The organism is Pigmentiphaga litoralis (assembly GCF_014651835.1).
Classification (GTDB): domain Bacteria; phylum Pseudomonadota; class Gammaproteobacteria; order Burkholderiales; family Burkholderiaceae_B; genus Pigmentiphaga; species Pigmentiphaga litoralis.
Map to the genome: position 1 here is coordinate 2583357 of NZ_BMXQ01000001.1, position 15894 is coordinate 2599250.

Below are 15894 nucleotides of genomic sequence, written 5' to 3' on the forward strand. Positions count from 1 at the left end.
ACGTCTGCTGCCGAGCAAATTTGCGCTGTCAAATCAAATAGTTGCGTATCACAACAGTGTCGTTGACAGGGTCAACAAATAAGCCGCGCCTGGTATTAATGCAAGCGCTGCATCAAACGATCCTTGATATGCAATGGATGGAACAGTCTCCGGGGCGTATCTTCCTGCCTTGATGCATCGATGCGGACAACCGCGCGATGCGACAGCGCCCTGCAACATGGCATGCGCTGACCACAACAAGACACGTCTGACAGACGACTGGAGTGGACCTTGGAATCCGTTCATCAAGAACGGCGCGCAGTCCTGCGCGCGTTGACATTGGCAGTACCCTTGGGAATGACTTTGCCGCTGGCCGGCTGTGGCGGCAGCGATGCCGAAGCGGCCACCGCGCCCGGCAGTCTTCCGGGCAGCACGTGGGAACGCTACGCCAAGCCCGAAGACGCGGGCTTTTCGTCGGCATCGCTCAAGGCGTTTGAAACCGCCCTCTACCCGCTCGAAACCACGTCGGCCATGATCGTGCGCAATGGCAAGATCGCCTATTCGTACGGCAATATCGATGACGTTGCCTATCTGGCGTCGGCACGCAAAAGCATCGTGTCCATGCTCTACGGCAAGTACGTGGCCAATGGCACGATCAACCTGGATGCGACCCTGGGTTCGCTCGGCATCGACGACAACGCCGGCCTTCTTCCCATCGAAAAGACCGCCAAGGTCCGCGACCTGCTGACCGCGCGGTCAGGCGTCTACCATCCGGCCGGCAGCCCAGGCAGCGCCGCCGGCATTCCGGAACGCGGCAGCGTCACGCCCGGCACCAAGTTCATCTACAACAACTGGGACTTCAACGTCGTTGGCTACCTGTTCGAAAAGCTGACGGGCCGCACGATCTTCGACGCGTTCAAGACCGACCTGGCCGACCCGCTGGGCTTCGAAGACTACGACGCCACCCGGCAGCGCATGTTGGGCTTCAAGACCAATGTGTCGCGTTACCTGGCCTATCACTTCTTCCTGTCGGGCCGCGACATGGCGCGTCTGGGTGTGCTGATGGCCAATGGCGGCCGCTGGAACGACACGCAGCTCGTCCCTGCCGACTGGGTCGCGCAAAGCACCCAACTGCGTGTGCCACGCAGCGACATCGCCGGCGAAGCCGACAACGGCTATGGCTACCTGTGGTGGATCCCGACCGCCACGCGCACCAGCGCCGACTGGCGCAATGCCTTCCTTGCCAACGGCAACTATGGCCAGTTCATTCTGGTGCTGCCGGCCATCAACACCGTCATCGTGCATCGCCGATCGGTCAGCGACGAATTTGCCGTGGCGCGCAACCTGGGCGACACCCCGGTCAACAAGGCCGGCGTGTCCAGCACCGATTTCCTGAAGCTTGTCGACGGAGTGCTCAAAGATCATGTCTGACCTCAACACCACCGCGCCTTCGCGACGCAAAAACAAACGCCTTGCGGCTGCAGGCTCCGCCATGGCGGTCACGCTGCTCGTCACCGCATGCGGCGGCAGCGATTCCGACGACGCACCGGCCAGCCAGGCGCCCATCGCCACCGTGCGTACGGCGTCGGGTCCCGTCACCGGTGCCGTCGGCGAGATCACCAGCTTCAAGGGCATCCCCTACGCCGCGCCGCCGGTTGGCAACCTGCGGTGGAAGGCGCCGCAACCCGCGCCCGCGTGGACGACCGCCCGCAATGCCACCGCGTTCGGCCCCGCATGTATTCAAGGCGGCACGACGCTGCAGAGCGAAGACTGCCTGACGCTGAATGTCTGGACCACACAAGCCGCCCTGCAGGCGAACGAACGGCGGCCCGTGCTGGTGTGGGTGTATGGCGGCAGCTTCCACGGCGGCAACGGCAACATCGATGCCGACGCATTGACCCGTGCGGGCGTCGTGGTCGTCTCGATGAACTATCGCGTCAGCACCCTGGGCTTCCTGGCCCACCCTGCGCTCAGTAGCGAATCAGCCGAGAAGACATCCGGCAACTACGGCCTGCTCGACATTGCCGCGTCCTTGAAGTGGGTGCGCGACAACATCCAGAATTTCGGGGGCGACCCGACCAAGATCACCGTGTGGGGGCAGTCATCGGGCGCGAGTGCCATCACGGCCTTGATGGTCAGCCCGAAAGCCGCCGGTCTGTACGACCAGGTCATCCTCGACAGCCCGGGCGCGTTCCGGCATTGGAAGACTCTGCCGCAAGCCGAGCAGGACGGACTGGCCGTTGGCGCCAGCCTCGACGCCTTGCGCGCCCTGCCCGCGGATCAGTTGCCGGTGATCCGCAACACCGGATCGGGCACCGCCATCCGCGCCCTGGCCGAACCCCGCGTGATCGGCCCTACCCTCGACAAGGTCGTGCTGCCTGCCGAAGAACGGCCCACCTTCGAGCGCGGCGCCTTCAAGGCCGTGCCCACGCTGGTCGGCTACAACACCGACGAGGGCACCTCGTTCACGCAAAACTATCCGATCAAGACGCTGGCTCAGTACGCGGCGTATTTGCTGGACCCCACCATCTTTGCCAACTTCGGGACTGAGGCATTGACGGTATACCCGGCGGCAACCGATGCCGCCGTGCCGCGCGCCGTAGCGGACAGCTTCAGCGACAACCAGTTCGTGTACGGCACACGCGGTATTGCACGTGCCATGACAACGGCAGGCCAGCCGGTATACCGCTACTGGTTCAAGCGACGGGCAAGCGGTACTGGCCAGGACCCGCTGCATGGCGCCGAACTGGCCTATGTGCGCGGGGATGCCGTGCTGAACGCCGCACCCTACAACCAGGATGACCGCACCTTGTCGGCCACGATGAAAGACGCGTGGGTACGTTTCGTCAAGACCGGCAATCCCAACGGCGGCACCATCAACAACTGGCCGCGCTACGACGTGGCGACCGAACCGGTGTATGTGCTGGACACCCCGCTATCCGTGACCAATGCGCCGCGCACCAAGGAACTCGACTTCATCGGGAAAGTCGATGCGGCGTTGAACCCGCGATAGACGTTCCCCAAGCGTCGACGCATGAAAAAAAATGGCCGGCAATTGACGTTGCCGGCCATTTTGACGTCTGCTCGGACCTAGAAAGCCGCATCCACGATCGGATTGCGCAGCGTGCCGATCTGCTCGATTTCGATCTCGCACACATCGCCCGCCTGCATGAAGATCGGCGGGTTGCGGGCAAAGCCCACGCCTGCGGGGGTGCCGGTGATGATCACGTCGCCGGGCTCCAGCGTCATGACTTCGGACAGGATCTCGATGATCTTGGCCACGCTGAAAATCATGTTGGACGTGTTGCCGTCCTGCAGGATCTCGCCATTCAAGCGCGTCACCACACGCAGCCCCGCTGCCCCCGCAGGCAGTTCATCAGGCGTGACCAGATCCGGGCCAAAGCCCCCCGTCTGGTCAAAGTTCTTGCCCATGGTCCATTGGCCGGACTTCATCTGGTAGTCGCGCAGCGACCCGTCGTTGAAGCAGGCGTACCCCGCCACGCAGTCCAGCGCGTCCTGCTCGCTGATCGCGTGCACGCTGCGGCCAATAACGATCGCCAGTTCGGCTTCGTAGTCAAAGCGGTCGGAGCACACCGGACGCAGCAAGGGGTGGTTATGGCCGGTCAGGGACGACGGGCCCCGCATGAACACGGCGGGGTAATCCGGCACGGCGTGGCCGCTTTCCTTGGCGTGGTCCACATAGTTCAGGCCGATGCACAGGATCTTGCCGGGCCGCGGCACGGGTGGCAGCAGATCCAGTTCCCCGAAGACATGCACGGCGCCGGTGGCGGGACGCCGGCCCTCCATCAGCGCGCGCAACAGATCGTCGATCGACGCAATGGACGGATCGTTGATCTCGTCAACCTGATCGCCCTGTCGCAGGCCGAACTTGATCTCTTTGCCTTGAAGGAAACAGACGCAGCGCATGGCTTCTCCTGAAGTCTGGGGTGGGGGGTGGCGTGGCGAATTCATACCATTTTTCGGACATTCCGGCGATCACGAACATGTGATCCGCCTGCAAATGCCGGCGCCGCCCATGCGCTTTAGCGGTCGGCGGGCTTCCACATGGCATGAAAGTGATGCACCGGCCCGTGTCCTTCCCCCACGTGCAGGGTGTCGGCCTGCCGGATCGCCTCGGTCAGGTAAGCCTTGGCACGGCGTGCGGCGTCGGGCACGTCGTGCGTCTGCGGCAGCAAGGCGGCCAGCGCTGCCGACAGCGTGCAGCCCGTGCCGTGGGTGTTCTTGGTTTCGATGCGCGGGGATGCCATCTCGATCATCTGGTCGCCGTCGTGCAGCAGGTCGATGGCCATGTTGCCGGGCAGATGGCCGCCCTTCAGAAAGACCCACCGGTGCCCGTTGTGGTTCATGGCGGCGCGCAGGCGCTCGGCCACGCGGCGCATTTCCTTGACCGTCTCGACCGGCCGTTGATCCAGCAGCACGCCAGCTTCGGGCAGGTTGGGGGTCAGCATGGTCACCCCCGGAATCAGCGCTTCGCGCATCGCGCCAATGGCCGACTTTTCGAGCAGGGCATCGCCGCTCTTGGCGATCATGACCGGGTCCAGCACGATGTGCACGGGCTTCCAGTGTTGCAGCCGGTCGGCCACCGTCTCGATCACGTTACTGCGGCCAAGCATGCCGATCTTGACGGCATCGATCTTGACGTCGGCGAACAGCGTGTCGATCTGCTGGGCAACAAACGCCGGCTCGATGGGCAGCACGCCGGTCACGCCGGTGGTGCTTTGCGCGGTCAAGGCGGCGATCACCCCGCAGGCGTAGGCGCCCAGGGCGCTCATGGTCTTCACATCAGCCAGCACGCCGGCGCCGCCGGACGGATCGACGCCCGCAATGGTCAGGGTCTTGGGAATGACACGGTCGGTCGATGACATGAGGTCCTGCCTGCCGGGCGAGCCGCGGCCAAGAAAATTGAGGGGCGATGGAAACGATGTGGGGGCAAGGCGCCATGCCTGCAACCCGGACCGCATTGTACAAAGCCGGCGCTGCGTCGGCCCGCCCGGGCCTGCGCAGGACTGCGGCGGCGCGTAGCCTGACCACGACATTGCAAGTCTAGGGGCATTCCCTAGCCCCCCAGGCACCGGATCGGGGCGCCTGCGCCGCCAACCCTGAGTACCATGCTGCGGTGCGGCGCTCTGCCGTGCGTGGACAGGAGTACCCATGCGTTGCTGGACCCCGCTGATGACGGGTTTGCTGTTGGCTTGCGCCGCCTTGGGCGCACGCGCCGAGTCGGATTACCCGAACCGGCCGATCCGTATGGTCGTGCCGCTGGCCGTGGCGAGCTCCGTCGATAACGCCGCCCGCATCCTGGCGCAGAAGATGTCGTCCAATATGGGCCAGGCGATCATTATCGAGAACCTGCCCGGGGCGGCCGGTGTGATCGGCGCCGAACGGGTCGCCAAGTCGCCGCCCGACGGCTATACCCTAGGCGCCTTCCACGATGGCCTCATGACCATGGTGCCCCACCTTCAGGCGTCCCTGAACTGGGACATCATGAAGGACTTCGAACCGATTTCGCTGGTGGCCACGATCGAATGGGGTCTGGTGACCGCGCCCAATGCGCCGTTCGACACGGCCGCCGATTTCATCAAGGTCGCCAAGGCCAACCCCAAACGCATCTACTACGGCACGGGCGGCATCGGCAGTCCGCAGCACGTGGCCATGGCCCTGTTCGCAGCCGACGCCGGCATTCACATCGAGCATGTCACCTACAAGGGCGCCACGCAGGCAGCCCTGGGCGTGGCGGGCGGCGACGTGCAGATCGGCTTCCAGGGCATTGCCACCGTGGCACCCATGGTCCGGTCGGGCAAGCTGAAGCTGCTGGGCGTGGCCACGCCGGGCCGCATGGCGCAGTATCCCGACACCCCCACCATTTCGGAATCAGGCCTGCGCGGCTTCGAGTTCAGCTCGTGGTTCGCGATGATGGTGCCGGCCGGTACGCCCGCCGATATCCGCTCTCGCCTGCACAGCGAGATCATGAAAGCCTTGCAAGACCCCGACGTGCGCGGCAAGCTCGAAGCCCTTGGCCTGAAACCCGGCGGCTCCACGCCCGAATACCTGGCGCGCGCTACGCGCGCCCAGTACGCGGCGTACGGCAAAATGATGCACGACGCCGGCATCAAGCCCGAACACTGACGCTTCCAGGAACGCCCATGGTCTACGAAATCGCCCAGATCGACATCCGCCCCGGCACCCACGCCGACTTCGAAGCCGGCGTGCAGCGCTGCGCGCCCCTGTTCCAGCGCGCCAAGGGTTGCCAGGCGATGCAGTTGCAGCGGTCTGTGGAACAGCCCGACCACTACTTCCTGGTGGTGACGTGGGACACGGTGGAAGATCACATGGTGCATTTCCGGGAATCCGCCGACTTCCAGACCTGGCGCGCCGAAGTCGGCCCTTACTTTGCCAGTCCGCCGCAAGTCCAGCACACCACGGTGGCGCTGACGGGGTTCTGACTTCCCCAGGGCACCGCTGTCGCCAGCACACCCCCGTCACATAGATGACCACTTCGCCATCGATTTTTGGTATGGTGCCGCTGGCGCTCGGCCATACGCCCGGCAGCGAGTAAAATGCCGCGGGGTCACCCCTGAATTGCGTCCGCTTCTCCTTTTGAAAAGTTTCTACAGCCATGACCGTTGCTAACCTTCCGGACGTCGAGCACGCCCGTTTCAACATGGTGGAACAGCAGATCCGCCCTTGGGATGTTCTTGACCAGGGAGTGCTGGCCCTGCTCTCCACCGTCAAACGCGAAGAGTTCGTTCCGCCTGCCTTGCGCTCGCTTGCCTTTGTCGACACTGAAATCCCGCTGCGCCTGGAATCGGGCGAGACCGGCGAATTCATGCTGCCGCCCAAGATCGAAGCCCGCCTGCTGCAGGAACTGAACCTCAAGCCCACCGACAGCGTGCTTGAAATCGGCACCGGTTCGGGCTACCAGGCTGCGCTGATCGCGCATCTGGCCCACAGCGTCACCACCGTTGAAATCCAGCCGCGCCTGGCCGACTTCGCCAAGGCGAACCTGAAGCGTGCCGGCATCACCAATGTCACGGTTGAAGTCGGCGATGGCAGCAACGGCTGGGGATCGACCGAGTATGACGCCATCCTGGTGACGGGATCGCTCCATGACGTGCCCGATGGCCTGAAGTATCAACTGCGCGTCGGTGGCCGTCTGGTGCTGATCGTCGGCCAGGCGCCTGCCATGACCGCGCGCATCATCACCCGCACGACGGCGGCCAGTTTCGAGACGGTGTCGCTGTTCGAAACGGTCGTCAAGCCACTGCGCGCTGCCCCCGTATCCAAGTTCAAGTTCTGAACGGAGCTGTCCATGCGCGCGATGTCGCGAGCTGTATCGCTGGGCGCGGTAGTCTGCGCCTGCGTGTTTGCCCCTGCTGCATCGGCCATCGACCTGCTCCAGGCTTACCAGGCCGCGCTGGCCAATGACGCCACGTTCGCGTCGGTGCGCTCGTCGTATCTGGCCGGACTGGAAAGGTTGCCGCAGGCGCGCGCGGGCCTGCTGCCGGCCATCAACGGCACGGCCAGCCGGACCGAAACCAGCACCACGCGCATTCCCAACACCCGGCTGTCGAACACCACCTATGCGGTACAACTGGTGCAGCCGCTGTTTCGCTGGGCGTCCTGGCAGAACTACGAGCAATCCAAGCTGCTGGTCGAGATCAGCGAGATCCAGCTCGAACTGGGCCGGCAGGACCTGATCGTCCGCCTTGCGCAGGCCTACTTCAACGTGCTGGCCGCGCAGGACAACCTGACCTTCATCGGCGCGCAAAAGGCCGCGATTGCCGAACAGCTCGAATTTGCCAAGCGCAATTTCGAGATTGGCACCGCCACCATCACCGACACGTACGAAGCGCAAGCCCGGTACGACCTGGCCGAAGCGCAAGGTATCCAGGCCGAAGCCGACCTGGAAGTGCGCATCAGCGCCTTGCAGCAGATCGTGGGCGACCGCACCGGGCAGCTGGCGCAACTGCCGCCCGCCGCGCCGATCCCCGGGCCGATTCCGGCCCGCATGAACGACTGGGTGGAACGCAGCCGCAACAACAACTGGGCCGTGATCCAGGCCGGTATCAATACCGAAGTGGCGGAACGGTCCATCGAGATCGCGCGAGCCGGTCACTATCCCACGGTGGATCTGGTGGGTACCCTGCAGCGTGCGGAAGGCCTGGTCGGCAACGTCGTGATCAACGACCCCTACACCACGCGCGCCGTCGGCGTGCAGGTCCAGGTGCCGCTGTTTGCCGGCTTTGGCACCCAGTCGCGGGTGACTGAAGCGGTTGCCTTGCAGGAACGCGCCCGCAACGATCTGGAAGTCCAGCGCCGCGTTGCCATCCAGAACGCGCGCGTGGCGTTTCAGGGCGTCAATTCCGGCCTCGCGCAGATCCGTGCGCTCGAAGCCGCGCAAACGTCCAGCCGCAGCTCGCTCGAAGCCAACCGCACCGGCTACGAGGTGGGCGTGCGGATCAACATCGACGTGCTGAACGCGCAGCAACAGCTGTACTCAACCGAACGTGACCTGGCCGCGGCGCGCTACAACGCCCTGCTCTCGGGCCTGCAATTGAAGGCGGCGGCGGGCGTGCTGACCGGGGACGACGTGGAGGCGGTGAACCGGCTGCTGCGCTGACGCTTGGCGCCATCCCACGCCTTCGTCGCCAACGCCCGCCGCGCTCACCTTCATCCGTATGCCGTCGCATCGCCTTTCCAACAGTCTGCTCAAACTGCTGTACCGGCACACCCACTCGCGCCTGAACCGGCATAACGAGCGCTTGTGGCCGCACGTGCGGGTCGGGCGCAATGCCGCGGGCGAGATCGACAGCTTCTCGTACCGCGGGCGCGACTTCGCGTTGATGAACGCTGTGCTGACGCGGGGTTGCCGCAGCGGCGTCGGCCACATCATTGCCAGCGGGCCATCGGTCAACGACATCGATTACGCGCGGCTCGCGCTGACCAACGTGATGGGAGTCAACGGCGCGATCGCATTGACCGACCGGCACCCCATCGCTTTCGACACGTACTGCTTCAACGACACCGGCTTCGTGCGCGCCCGGCCGCAACTGGTCCGGCGCATCGTCACGCAAGACCTGCTGCTGTTCACGACGCCGCTGTCCTTGTGGCACGTGCTGCAGCAGATGCCCGCGGACGATATCCGCTGCCGCATCTTCCTGATCGAAAACCCGCAGTTTCGCGCGCGGCTGCCCCAGCGTAGCGTGCAGGCCGTTTTGGCCGATGCGCCGGCTGGCGCGCTGACCCTGTTCAATGAAGCACGCGTGCTGGGCTTTGCCCACAACATCCGCCAAGGGCTGTTTGACGCAGGCACCGTGGCCTACAGTGCGCTGCAGATCATGGCGTGGCTTGGCCATACCGAGATCGTGCTGCACGGCGTCGACCTGCAGGACGCCGCCAAGGTGCCGCGTTTCTATGAAACCCCGGCCGATACCTTGCCCACGACGCTGGACCAATACCTGCCGCATCACATCCTGCCGGCCTTTACGGCCGCGGCCGACCTGCTTGCCGGGCAAGGCGTCCGTATCGTGAACCTGTCGCCCCACAGCGCGCTGGTGGCCGATCGCATCGACAAGCGCGACTGGCGTATGCTTCTGGACGACAAGCCTGCGGGAAATACGTAGCCCCAGGCAGCAGCCACCAGCAGGGACGACAGCAGGATGGATCACCGCGCTTCCGAAGACCGCATCCGCATCTTTGTCGGATGCGACCCCAACGACTGCGACCTTGAACAGATGATGGTGCTGGAATACAGCATCAAGAAGCACGCATCGATGCCGGTCGACATCGAGTGGATGCGCCTGTCCAGGGATCCGGACAGCCTCTGGTATTCCGATCCCGAGCAGCAACGCGGCTGGCGCACCGCCACCTGGGCGACACCGTTTTCCGGCTTTCGCTGGGCCGTGCCCGCCGCCTGCCATTACCAGGGCCGCGCCATCTACATGGACGCGGACATGCTGGTGCTGTGCGACATGGCCGAGCTGTGGCGGCTGCCGTTCGCGCCCGGCAAGGTCCTGAGCGGCAAAGGCCGCAAGACATCGTGGCGCTTTTGCGTGTCGGTGTGGGACAACGCCGCAGCCAGGGCCCACCTGCCCGAGATCAATGCGCTTCGCGCCGACCCGGGCGCCCATCAGCGCCTGATGCGCCACTTCCAGGATCACGCCGAACTGATCCAGCCGATGCACTCGGACTACAACAACGTCGACGGCGAAAAAAAACCGATCGATGCGATCCGCATCCTGCATTACTCGGACATGGGCACGCAGTTTTCGCACAGCTACGCGCTGCCCAGACTGGCGGCGCAAGGCCAGGAACATTGGTTCGACGGCGCCATTCTTCCGCATCCCCGCAGCGACCTGAAAGCCCTGTTCGATCAGTATTACGACGAGGCCTTGCGGGCGGGCTATAACCTTGCGTTATACGAAGCGGACGAACCGTTCGGCCGCATGATCAAGGCATCGCAACGCGGCTATCAGGGCAACAAGCGAACCCGGAAACCATCCTTTTGGGCGAGGCTGGGGTTCGGGCGTAAAACAACAGGCAGTCCTGCGGACGCCTCCTGAAGCATCAGTTTGCGCGCTCTTCGGTCACAACCGTGTCGGCCTGTTACCACAGTCAGGAAGCTGTGCTGTAACGCATGATATATATATCGAAGAGAGGGCTCACTTCCGGGCTGCTCAGCGCGGCCCTTGGCGTATACGGCCACGCGCATGCGAAGGGACGCCCATGTCAACCACCATCGAGAAAGGACGACGCGTAGCGTTCGTCATGTCGGCACGACTTGGCGACACGCTGATCGCCATGGTTATCGTGCGCAATCTCGTTGCGCATGGCATTCAGGTGACTGTCTTCAGCAACCACTTGAGCGTGCTCAAGGACTGGTTTCCCCGCTTCGACATCCAGCCGGCACTGCAGGCCCACAGCCTGCGCCAGAGCCTGGACGGCTACGACACGGTCATTCATGCGTATGCCGCCGACGTCGTGGGCGACGTGCGAAGCTGGCACCCGCGCGCGTGGGTGATGGATGAGTGGCCCGTGTATCGACAGATCAAGCCGATGCTGGATATTCAGCTCGATGTCTGCCGCACGATGTTCGGCCTGACCGAACTGTCGCGCAGCAACGGCATTCAGCTGCCTGCGACCGTCGACACCCGCGTGGTACGCCGCCGCGCCGTGATCCATCCCACCGCAAGCGCCCTGCACAAGCAATGGCTGCCGCAGCGCTTTTTGCGCCTGGCGCGCCAGCTCGAAGCGCAAGGCTATGAGCCCTGTTTTGTCGTCGCCCCGACCGAACGTCCGGGCTGGCAGTGGGTGGAATCGTGTGGCTATCGGCTGGTGTCGCACGCCTCGCTGGCCGACCTGGCCGGATGGCTGGTCTCCGCGGGCATTTTTGTCGGCAACGATTCGGGCATCGCCCATCTGGCATCGAATGTCGGTGTGCCGGTCGTGTCGTTGGCCATGCGTCCACGTATCGCCCGCCGCTGGGCGCCGGGCTGGTCGCCCAGCGTCACGTTGACACCCATCCCCTTGATGCCAGGGCGCATGCTGCGCGAGGCGTTCTGGAAGCACCTGTTGCCCGTCTCGCGGGTCGCCGCGGCCATTGAACGGCTACGACAGCACGTGGCGGGCACACCCCGGGCCTTCGGCCCGACGCCTGAACTGAGCCATGGGTATGCGCGCATGCTCGGGCGGCAATGGGCAAATCTGCTGGCCTTGCGAAGCCGCGTGCCGGCGTCGACCGCGGCGCCCATCCTGCCGACGCAGGTGCGCGCTCGCGGCACGAGCGCCAACGCAAGCCAGCACGGCACTTCAATCGGCCGCTGACCCGGCTGGCAGCGCCACCTGCGGTACGCAGGCTCCTGGCATTGCCCTATCGGCTGATCGCCGCCTTGATTACATCAACCAGCTGGAAATCTCGAGCATCACCCGGCGCGTCGCGCCCGTATGCGTCGCGCTGAATCGCGCGGCCGCTTCCCGCATGCGCATGCGGTCTTCCGGATGCTCGAGCAGCTGCAGCGCCAGGCGCCACGCATCCGCGGCGTCCGTGGCCCGCAACGCCGCCCCGGCTTCAATCGCGTTTTCGGACGCCTGCGCAAAATTGAAGGTATGCGGGCCCACGATCACGGGCACGCCACAGGCGCTGGCTTCGATCAGGTTCTGGCCGCCCAGCGGGGCAAAGCTGCCCGCCACGATGGTCACGTCGGCCGCTGCGTAGTAGAAGGGCATCTCGCCCAGGCTGTCGCCCACCAGCACTTGCACATCGCTGCTCACGTCGCGGGGCGCGGGCAGGCCCTGGATGGCCGACCGCCGCTTCATGCGCAAGCCGGACCCCGCCACCATGGCCGCCACTTCGTCAAACCGTTGCGGGTGCCGTGGAATCAGCACCACCAGGGGTTCGACTCCGTCTTGCGTGCGCGGCATGGCGGCAATGGCCGTCAGAAAGTCGCCCTCCTCGCCTTCGCGGGTGCTCGCAATCGCGATCACCGGACGCGCCAGCCCCGGGTTCCATGCCAGGCCCGCATCCAGCTGATCGGGCGGCAGGCGCAAGTCGAACTTCAGGTTTCCGACCACCTTGGGCGCCCTGGCCCCCAGCCTGGTCAAGCGATCCGCGTCTTCCTGCGTCTGGGCCAGCACCTGGTCCAGGCTGCCAAACGTCTGCCGCGCCAGGCTGGCCAGGCGCAGGTTCTTGCGCATCGACGCTTCCGACATGCGCGCGCTGACCAGCGCCAGGGGCACTGCGTAATGCTTGCCGGCACGGATCAGGTTGGGCCAGACCTCGGTCTCGATCAACAGTCCGCAGCGCGGGGTGAAGTACCGAAAGAAGCGGCGCACCGCGCCCGGCAGGTCATACGGCAGCCACACCTGACGCAGGCGCCCCTGCGCAATGGCGGTCGCAAACAGGCGCGACGCCTCGGTGCGCCCGGTCGCAGTCATGTTGGTCAACAGCACCGGCAGGCCGCGTTCCAGCAGCGCTTCGATCAAGGGCTGCGCGGCGCGCGTCTCGCCCAGGCTGACCGCGTGCACCCACACCGGCGCGGCACGAAAGTCGTCATTGGCCGGCTTGGGCATCGCCTTGCGATAAAAGCCGAAGCGCTCAGCCGGAAACACGCCATACAGGGGCTCGCGTTTGGCGCGGCGCCAGATCTTGAGCCAGATGAAGGGTGTGAGCAGCCGCCACAACGTCGAATAGACGGCCCGCCACAACGCAGCGGCCATCACGCGTCGGGCTCCGTGTCGTCGTTGATCGCAACGACCGGCCGCGGGTGCGTCGCTTCGGCCGGCAAGGCGCGGCCGACCGCGGCCAGCACTTCTTCCCGCGTCGGCGGCGTGCCCGGGCCGCCCAGGCAGGCAATGAAGCCCGATCCCGTCACCGGCGCCAAGGCCGGGTCGTAGTCGCAATAGATGCCGATGGTCGGACGGCCCAGGCCACCGGCAAGGTGAGTCAGCCCGCTATCCAGCCCGACGAACACCGATGCCCCGGCCAGCACTTCGGCAGCTTCCCGCAGGCCCATGCGTGGCATTGCACGGGCGCGCGGGACGGCATCGGCCAAACGCTGCGCGCGCTCCAGTTCTTCTTCATTGCCGGCAAACAGGTAAGGCGCGTAGCCGGCCACTTCCAGGCGCAGCAGCACGGCCTTCCAGTATTCCTCGGGCCACAGCTTGGTTTCACGGCTGGCCGACGGCATGACCGCGGCATAGCGCGGCGGCATGCCAGGACGACGGCCCACCTTCAGGCCGAATTCGGGCGGGCCTTCCAGTGCATAGCCCAGGGACTGGGCGGCCAACAGACGCATGCGCGTCACGGCAGACTGCTGGAACACCACACGGTGGCGAAAGCGATAGAACAGCGCGGCCAAAGGTTCGCGAGCCGACCGGAAGTCACAGCCGTGCAGCGGGCCGTTCACATGGCGCGCCAGCAAGGCCGACTTCACCAGGCCCTGCAGGTCGATGACGCAGTCATACCGATGCTTGCCGACGCGATGCCAGAAGGCTGCGCGTTCCTGACGTGTCTCGGCCGAAAACCAGTTCTTGCGCCAGCGCCGCAAGGCAACCGGGATCACCTGCGACACCTGGGGATGCAACGCAGGAATGGCCGTGAACGACTCTTCAGCCACCCAGTCGATGACTGCGCCAGGAAAATGGCGAGCGATATCCGACACGGCGGGCAGCGCGTGCACGATATCGCCCATGGATGACGTTTTGACGAGAAGGATGCGGGGCACGGGAAAGCCGGCGAAAGCAGGAAATCGGAAAGCCGGATTGTAGCCGCTCTGCCCCGGTGGCTGCGCTGGCGGACACACCCAAGCCCGCCGCGCGCTTACCAAAACCGCATGAAACCGCGCGCTATCTGTCGCGATCCGCCATTCAACGCGCTGGCATTGTCGAACCACCGCCCAGGGGCACGTTCATCGACAGCATCAAGCTGAACGCATCGTTCGTATTGCCGTTCACGCTGCGCAGCACCGTCACGCCCGCCTTGAACGTGGCGGGCTTGAACATCCAGCTGTAGGCAAACTCGCCGCCGTAGAACTTGTCGGATCGATCAAAGGCCTGGTTGGTCGGAACGTTTGCGCGGTTGACCTGTGCATGCAGAATCTTCGCGCTGTAGCGCGAAAAGTAGCGGTAGTCATCCGGCACGATCGTGACGCCGCCTGACAGCAGCTGTCCATCACCGCCAATGGAATGACCGATCGGCAGCTGGTCGTGATACAGCCCGTTGGTGTAGCTGCCGTGGTTGTAGGCATAGCCGCGCAAGCCTTCCTGCAGGCCGAACAGACGGCGCGCGGTCGTATCCGCAGCTTCGGCATACCACTGCATCCGCGTGGTTCCGACCATGTGCTTGAACTGCGCGCCCACCTGACCCAGATAGCGCGACGGCAGCCCGCCGGCTTCGTCCTCACCCGTCAATTGGGTGTACAGCGTCAGCGGATTGCCGGCGAGCGAGAACGTATAACGCGCATCGATGCCCGACAGTTCATTGCTCGGGTCCGTGCCGATCGCGTTGGGATCATCGATGTTCGAGTTGCCCGTGACGGCGTCCCACACGGCCCCCAGATTGTTCGGGCGGCCCTTGCCGCCGAACTGGATGAAGCGGGACAGTCCGATCTCCAGACCGCGCACCGGCCGGGCGAATGCGCGCATGTTCAGCACCTTGGCCTGCGGCACGGCGGTGTTGTGCTGCATCTGGCCCACGAACAGGTCGTAGCCCCACGGCCCGATCCATGACAGCCACTTGTTGTCGAACGCCGTCTGCGTGCCGCGCTGCAGCCCGATGCCCGGAATGGCGGTTGCCGCATTGCCCCAGTTCAGGCTGCCGTCCTGACCCGGCCCCCAGAAGTGCGCCAGCTGACCGACATACAGCACCTGGCCCAATGCGGCCGCGGCGGCATAGCTGCCTTCCAGGTTGGCGTTCGACTGCCGATTGGTAATCGTGTCCGCCAGGCCGTTCACCTGGACCTTGCCGGCAAATCCTTCTGTGCTCGCCTGTCCGTAAGCGCCCACCCCGGCTCGCGCGCGCGTTGTCGCGTCAAAGCCCAGTTGCGGCACCCGGTCGGTGTTGAGGCCGGCCGTTACGCCCACAAACGTCCGCCGCTGTTGGGCTACGTAGGCTTCCACTGCCGCCATTGCGTGCTGGTCACCCCGCGACATGTTCCCCACCCGCCGCGACGCCAGCGCCGATTCGAGTGCTGACAAGGGCATGGGCCACGTCGACGTGGTCAGGTCGATGATGCCGCGGTCGATCAACCACTGCACGTCATCGCGCAAGGATTGATTGCCCGCTTCCACCATCACGGCTGTCTGCGCGTAAGCCTGGGTGGAAAGGCCCACCGTACCAACTGCCGAGCACATCGCCATCGGCAGGAGCAAAGATTGCGTGAGCTTGAGTGGGTTGCC

General features: G+C 64.9%; 14 protein-coding genes. 9 read left to right on the top strand and 5 right to left on the bottom strand.

The features are described 5' to 3' along the window. The first annotated feature begins 270 nt into the window (after nt 1-270). Together IE116_RS11700 and IE116_RS11705 are read left to right on the top strand one after the other, a co-directional pair. Nucleotides 271-1410 (top strand): serine hydrolase domain-containing protein, encoded by a 1140-nt coding sequence (locus IE116_RS11700; protein WP_229828109.1) that lies wholly within the window; start codon nt 271-273, stop codon nt 1408-1410. Further along, nucleotides 1403-2992, top strand: a complete 1590-nt coding sequence (locus IE116_RS11705; RefSeq protein ID WP_189612616.1) for a carboxylesterase/lipase family protein — start codon at nt 1403-1405, stop codon at nt 2990-2992. The genes IE116_RS11700 and IE116_RS11705 overlap by 8 nt, the downstream gene beginning before the upstream one ends. 77 nt (nt 2993-3069) lie before the next feature. Here the strand turns inward: IE116_RS11705 and IE116_RS11710 are convergent, their stop codons facing one another. After that, the gene (locus IE116_RS11710; protein WP_189612618.1) at nt 3070-3906 is read right to left on the bottom strand and encodes a fumarylacetoacetate hydrolase family protein; all 837 of its coding nucleotides are present in this window, start codon (nt 3904-3906) and stop codon (nt 3070-3072) included. Between the two features lie 116 nt (nt 3907-4022). Further along, on the bottom strand, nt 4023-4865 hold the full coding sequence (thiD, locus tag IE116_RS11715) for a bifunctional hydroxymethylpyrimidine kinase/phosphomethylpyrimidine kinase (protein WP_189612620.1): 843 nt from the start codon (nt 4863-4865) through the stop codon (nt 4023-4025). A 286-nt stretch (nt 4866-5151) separates the two neighbouring features. Between thiD and IE116_RS11720 the strand changes: the two genes are divergently transcribed. From IE116_RS11720 to IE116_RS11750, 7 genes are all read left to right on the top strand, one after another. Next, nucleotides 5152-6126 carry a Bug family tripartite tricarboxylate transporter substrate binding protein gene (locus IE116_RS11720; protein ID WP_229828110.1) on the top strand — a complete coding sequence of 325 codons (975 nt, stop codon included), beginning with the start codon at nt 5152-5154 and terminating at the stop codon, nt 6124-6126. A gap of 17 nt (nt 6127-6143) precedes the next feature. After that, nucleotides 6144-6443, top strand: a complete 300-nt coding sequence (locus IE116_RS11725; protein WP_189612622.1) for an antibiotic biosynthesis monooxygenase family protein — start codon at nt 6144-6146, stop codon at nt 6441-6443. Nucleotides 6444-6616: 173 nt separating this feature from the next. Next, the gene (locus IE116_RS11730; protein ID WP_189612624.1) at nt 6617-7297 is read left to right on the top strand and encodes a protein-L-isoaspartate O-methyltransferase family protein; all 681 of its coding nucleotides are present in this window, start codon (nt 6617-6619) and stop codon (nt 7295-7297) included. A 12-nt stretch (nt 7298-7309) separates the two neighbouring features. Beyond that, nucleotides 7310-8620 carry a TolC family outer membrane protein gene (locus IE116_RS11735; protein ID WP_189612626.1) on the top strand — a complete coding sequence of 437 codons (1311 nt, stop codon included), beginning with the start codon at nt 7310-7312 and terminating at the stop codon, nt 8618-8620. Nucleotides 8621-8678: 58 nt separating this feature from the next. Continuing rightward, entirely contained in the window at nt 8679-9623 is a 945-nt protein-coding gene (locus IE116_RS11740; RefSeq protein WP_189612628.1) for a WaaZ-like lipopolysaccharide core biosynthesis protein, read from the top strand. Between the two features lie 36 nt (nt 9624-9659). Beyond that, nucleotides 9660-10562 carry a glycosyltransferase family protein gene (locus tag IE116_RS11745; protein ID WP_189612630.1) on the top strand — a complete coding sequence of 301 codons (903 nt, stop codon included), beginning with the start codon at nt 9660-9662 and terminating at the stop codon, nt 10560-10562. 163 nt (nt 10563-10725) lie between these two features. Then, nucleotides 10726-11823: a glycosyltransferase family 9 protein gene (locus tag IE116_RS11750; RefSeq protein WP_189612632.1), complete on the top strand. Its 1098-nt coding sequence runs from the start codon at nt 10726-10728 to the stop codon at nt 11821-11823. A gap of 69 nt (nt 11824-11892) precedes the next feature. Here IE116_RS11750 and IE116_RS11755 read toward each other — a convergent pair whose 3' ends face one another. From IE116_RS11755 to IE116_RS11765, 3 genes are all read right to left on the bottom strand, one after another. Next, nucleotides 11893-13215: a 3-deoxy-D-manno-octulosonic acid transferase gene (locus IE116_RS11755; RefSeq protein ID WP_373302989.1), complete on the bottom strand. Its 1323-nt coding sequence runs from the start codon at nt 13213-13215 to the stop codon at nt 11893-11895. Next, the gene (gene waaC, locus IE116_RS11760) at nt 13215-14189 is read right to left on the bottom strand and encodes a lipopolysaccharide heptosyltransferase I (RefSeq protein ID WP_373303044.1); all 975 of its coding nucleotides are present in this window, start codon (nt 14187-14189) and stop codon (nt 13215-13217) included. The genes IE116_RS11755 and waaC overlap by 1 nt, the downstream gene beginning before the upstream one ends. A gap of 175 nt (nt 14190-14364) precedes the next feature. Then, on the bottom strand, nt 14365-15828 hold the full coding sequence (locus IE116_RS11765) for a capsule assembly Wzi family protein (protein ID WP_189612635.1): 1464 nt from the start codon (nt 15826-15828) through the stop codon (nt 14365-14367). Nucleotides 15829-15894: the final 66 nt, after the last annotated feature.